The sequence below is a fragment of the Pseudomonas sp. Sample_24 genome, from assembly GCF_004307605.1.
Taxonomy (GTDB): Bacteria; Pseudomonadota; Gammaproteobacteria; order Pseudomonadales; family Pseudomonadaceae; genus Aquipseudomonas.
Map to the genome: position 1 here is coordinate 1 of NZ_RCNW01000125.1, position 930 is coordinate 930.

Annotated in this window: 1 protein-coding gene; it reads left to right on the forward strand. The window is 57.7% G+C overall.

Annotated features, from left to right (window positions below):
• Positions 1 to 930: FAD-dependent oxidoreductase (locus D8V06_RS06320; protein ID WP_130930637.1), on the forward strand; the 930-nt coding region annotated here is incomplete at both ends.

A 930-nucleotide genomic window follows, 5' to 3' on the forward strand; every position in this document is an offset into this window, starting at 1 on the left:
GTTTTGAAGTGATCGTCATCGGCGGCGGTCATGCCGGTACCGAGGCAGCACTGGCCTCAGCACGTATGGGGGTCAAAACCCTGTTGCTGACGCATAACGTGGAAACCCTCGGTGCCATGAGTTGCAATCCGGCCATTGGCGGCATCGGTAAAAGCCATCTGGTGAAGGAAATCGATGCCCTTGGCGGCGCGATGGCCATCGCTACCGATAAGGGTGGCATCCAGTTTCGCGTGTTGAACAGCCGCAAAGGCCCAGCCGTGCGCGCAACCCGTGCTCAGGCAGACCGGGTTCTGTACAAGGCAGCTGTCCGCGAAATCCTGGAAAACCAGCCGAACCTGTGGATATTTCAACAGGCCGCTGATGACTTGATCGTTGAACAAGAGCAAGTGCGTGGCGTAGTCACGCAAATGGGCCTGCGTTTTCTTGCCGATTCGGTGGTTTTGACCACCGGTACGTTCCTCGGTGGACTTATCCACATTGGCCTGCAGAATTTTTCCGGTGGCCGTGCCGGTGATCCACCGTCGATTGCCCTGGCGCACCGTTTGCGTGAATTGCCGCTTCGCGTCGGTCGCCTGAAAACCGGTACACCGCCGCGAATCGATGCCCGTTCCGTGGATTTCTCGGTGATGACCGAGCAAGCCGGCGATACGCCAATCCCGGTAATGTCGTTCATGGGCAACAAGGAACAGCATCCCCGGCAGATCAGTTGCTGGATTACTCACACCAACGCCCGCACCCACGAAATCATTGCCGCGAACCTCGATCGTTCGCCGATGTATTCCACTGCCGGTGAGATCGAAGGCGTCGGCCCGCGTTACTGCCCGTCGATCGAAGACAAGATCCATCGCTTTGCCGACAAGGAAAGCCACCAGGTCTTCATCGAACCGGAAGGTTTGACCACCAACGAGCTGTATCCGAACGGGATATCCA